Source organism: Microbacterium sp. (assembly GCF_029263575.1).
GTDB lineage: Bacteria > Actinomycetota > Actinomycetes > Actinomycetales > Microbacteriaceae > Microbacterium.
Window position 1 is genome coordinate 1 of record NZ_JAJUFV010000231.1, and the last position, 3,213, is coordinate 3,213.

8 protein-coding genes are annotated in these 3,213 nt (G+C 62.6%); all 8 read right to left on the reverse strand.

All coding sequences use genetic code 11. The annotated features are described in order from the left end of the window. Positions 1–110: 110 nt before the first annotated feature. The 8 genes from Q1J95_RS15360 to Q1J95_RS15395 all read right to left on the reverse strand — a co-directional run bounded on the left by Q1J95_RS15360 (position 111) and on the right by Q1J95_RS15395 (position 3,101). The gene (locus tag Q1J95_RS15360; RefSeq protein WP_300269231.1) at positions 111–338 is read right to left on the reverse strand and encodes a hypothetical protein; all 228 of its coding nucleotides are present in this window, start codon (positions 336–338) and stop codon (positions 111–113) included. Continuing rightward, positions 335–691 carry a hypothetical protein gene (locus Q1J95_RS15365; RefSeq protein WP_300269234.1) on the reverse strand — a complete coding sequence of 119 codons (357 nt, stop codon included), beginning with the start codon at positions 689–691 and terminating at the stop codon, positions 335–337. Before Q1J95_RS15365 ends, Q1J95_RS15360 begins: the two co-directional genes overlap by 4 nt. 59 nt (positions 692–750) lie before the next feature. Beyond that, positions 751–1,011, reverse strand: coding sequence for a hypothetical protein (locus Q1J95_RS15370; RefSeq protein ID WP_300269236.1), 261 nt, complete (start codon positions 1,009–1,011; stop codon positions 751–753). A gap of 116 nt (positions 1,012–1,127) precedes the next feature. After that, entirely contained in the window at positions 1,128–1,481 is a 354-nt protein-coding gene (locus Q1J95_RS15375; RefSeq protein ID WP_300269239.1) for a hypothetical protein, read from the reverse strand. Positions 1,482–1,685: 204 nt separating this feature from the next. Beyond that, on the reverse strand, positions 1,686–1,895 hold the full coding sequence (locus Q1J95_RS15380) for a hypothetical protein (RefSeq protein ID WP_300269241.1): 210 nt from the start codon (positions 1,893–1,895) through the stop codon (positions 1,686–1,688). A gap of 80 nt (positions 1,896–1,975) precedes the next feature. Further along, positions 1,976–2,323, reverse strand: a complete 348-nt coding sequence (locus Q1J95_RS15385; protein WP_300269244.1) for a hypothetical protein — start codon at positions 2,321–2,323, stop codon at positions 1,976–1,978. A gap of 54 nt (positions 2,324–2,377) precedes the next feature. Continuing rightward, entirely contained in the window at positions 2,378–2,560 is a 183-nt protein-coding gene (locus Q1J95_RS15390; protein ID WP_300269246.1) for a hypothetical protein, read from the reverse strand. 148 nt (positions 2,561–2,708) lie between these two features. After that, entirely contained in the window at positions 2,709–3,101 is a 393-nt protein-coding gene (locus tag Q1J95_RS15395) for a hypothetical protein (protein WP_300269248.1), read from the reverse strand. Positions 3,102–3,213: the final 112 nt, after the last annotated feature.

Consider the following 3,213-nt stretch of genomic DNA (forward strand, 5'->3'; position numbering starts at 1 on the left):
CTGCGGCGTGCCCTCCGCTGCGCGCACCTTCTCCCAGCCGTTCTCCAATCGCTGTTCGAGCTGCTGCAGCTCCTTGATCTGGCGCGGCGTCGGGAGCCTCATGGTCGCACTCATTGCAGCACCCCCTGCAGTCGCGCCCTCAGCGTCCCGAGCGATCGGTCGAGCGCTTCGAGCGTGTCCCGCTCGCGCGTCGCGTCACCGAGCTGCCGCAGCCCCTGCCGCACCTCGTCGTGCAGCAGGGTGATCTGCGTGGCAAGCCGGGACAGGTCGTGCTCGATCTCGTGCGCCCACTCGTCCAGCTCGCGATAGCGCTCGATCTTGTGCTGTGCCGGTGTCATGCAAAGTCTCCTTTCAGGATGCGATCGAACGCGACCGCGATCGGATCGGGCTTCACACGCTTCGGCGCGCCGACCTTCATGCTCAGTCGATGCAGCCGACCGCTGGGCGAGGTCAGGATCACCACGTCGCGCTCGGCATGCACGCGCCACTGTCCGGCATCATCGAGCGCGAGGCAGAGCCAGCTGTCCAGCTGGTCGATCGTCGTGCGACGGCTCACCGCGAACGGGCGCGGGTTGCTCACGTTCTCGGAGTGGTAGAGGAACGACCGGCTCCGGCGATCTTCCCCGTACTCCGCGACCACCGCGCGCAGTGCGCTCAGCGTGCGTGCCAGCAAAACCTGTCGTGCGTTCATCTCGTGTCTCCTTTCGTGGGGCGGGTCTGTCTCGCACCCGCCCCGGCGTGTCTCGATTCCTAGAAGTAGCTCGCCATGTGCAGCAGGGCGACCATCTCCCTCGGGCCGTCAGCCTCGCCCATCTCGACGGTATCGCTGTTCGGCGTCATGATCGCGATCGCCTTGCGGTACTCGCCGTACTCATCGGTGAAGTCGATATGCACCTCCGTACCTTCCACGAACCAATCGTCCACCTGCGGCGCGCTGTTCAGCGCTTCCTCCGCTGCCGTCTTGACGTTGATGATGTGCTCGTTGTCGCCGTTCAGGATCAGGGTTCGCATCTCGTGTCTCCTTGTGTCTCGTGTCTCAATCGATCTCGTTTACAACTCCAGTGTACACCAATCGTAGCTAGCATGCAACCATTCGGGCGAAAGAAAAGAGGGCGCTGTTCGCGCCCCTAGAACCAGCTCTCGCCGGTCGCTGCATTCGCTGCCATGCGCTTGCGCTGCGCTTCCTGCTCGTCCGGCGTGAACCCGATCTCCACGCTGACCTTCGCCGCGCCGTTGCGCGCGATCCATGCCGCGCCCCACTTGCAGATGCGATCCTCGCCAGCGACGATCTCCGGCTGCCAATCCGCATCGCTGATCGCCTCGGGAATCGCGTTCCAGTGCGCGCGATCCATGCGCCCCTCGCGCTCGCACAGATCGCGAAGCCACGCCGCCTGCTTCGGGCTGATCCAGAACTCATCCACCGGCATGCCCTTCTGCGTCCAGAACATCTCGATCAGCTGATCAGCGGTGCGAATCTTCATGGCTCTCGTGTCTCCTGTGCTTGTGTCTCACAACTCCTTACAGCTCTACTGTACACCAATCGTAGTCAGGATGCAACCATTCGTAGGAATCAGGTTGCGCACCGTCGCCTTGCTGCGCTATCCTCGAAACCGTACAGACACTACATCCTGTCGATACGCCCTCCCGTCGGCGGTCAACCATAGGGGAGGGCGTTTCACTGCGCGCTAGCTCGGTCGCGCGCGCTCCTTGTGCCACGCGAGCATCCAGTTCACGTATGCCTCGGTGTCCTCAGCGATCATGCCCCACGCGTCCGGGTAGCGCTTCCGCAGGTCGCCTTTCAGCTCGTTGAACTTTTCGAGCACCCGCGCGCGGTTCGCTGTCTTGAAGATCGTCCGGTTCCCGTTCTCCGTCGCAATCGTGATCGTGTACCGCATGTCTCTCGTGTCTCCTCTCTGCGCGCCTTGTACGGGGCCGCAGCGCGTCGAAACGCCGCGACCCCATATCTCGATATGCCTTAGCTCTTCGCGAGCTTGCTGCTCAGCATGAACGCATACATCGTGATGTTGTGCGTGGTCAGCTCGTTCGGCGTCTGGATCGCGCTGTTTCCACCGGTCGGCACGCCGCCGAACAGCGAGGGCGTGTAGCGCTCAGTCACGACGCCGGGAATGTTCACCGACACCCAGTACGCGTCGTCGAGACTCTTGACCGGCTGGTAGCGGTGATCCTGCAGCTCGACCGCGTAGGTGCCGTGCGCCAGCTTGATCTTGCCCCACCACGCCGCGACCTCGAAGCGCTCGCGCGCGATGTCATTCTCAGCGTTGACGGTGTAGACGATCTGGCCGGTGGTATCGATGCTGAACATGTCTCGTGTCTCCTTGTTCCTTGTGGGAGGGCTTGCGCCCTCCCGGTCTGACGCTTATCCGTACTGCTCGGTATACGCGGCTCTCAGCTCTCGCTCCAACTTCGCCTCTCGCAGTCGCAGCTCAGCGACCTCAACCTTCGTGTCCTCATTCTGCTCTGCGAAGTGCTGCAGCGTGTCGATCGCCTTGCGAACCCGCATCAGCTCGACGTTGATCGCGGTCGTGGTTCGGGTCGTCATCTCGTGTCTCCTTTCGGTGTGTCTCTCGTGTCGCACGTCCTTGCGACACTCATAATGTACACCAATCGTAGCTAGTTGTCAACCCTTAGAAGTCAGCAATCTACGAGCACGAGAAACGGCGAGGCTTTCGCCCCGCCGTGTCGCATCGTTACGCCCAGTGATCTCGTGCCTTTTGTGCTGTCGCGCTCATGCGTCTGGGCGGCTCGTCGTCCGGCTCCACGACCGCTTCCTCGTCGTGCTTGCGCCCCGCCTCAACGCTGGCAAGGAATCCAGCGAAGATGCCGACCGCGACCATCTCCCACGTGCCGAGCATGCGTGCAGCGATGATGCTGAACCCCGCCGCGATCGCCACACCGACCGCGAGATTCGTCAGCCCCCGGAACCGATGCGCGACGTTGAACGCATCGATCACCCACTGCGTGAGCGTTGTTTGATAGCCCCCGAACGCTTTTCCGTATCCTGCCGCCACCCCGACAATCAGGACCGTGAGCGTGATCAGCTCGTCCGTTCTTGCACTGATCGGCGTAATCAGATCATCCATCCGCGATCCTCTCTGCTGCAGTCACGACCGGGTGCAGGTCGCTCGCCCGGAGATACGCCCATCCGGGCAGATCACCTCCTCTCGTTAGTCAGGGCGTTCTTCCGTCAGCCCC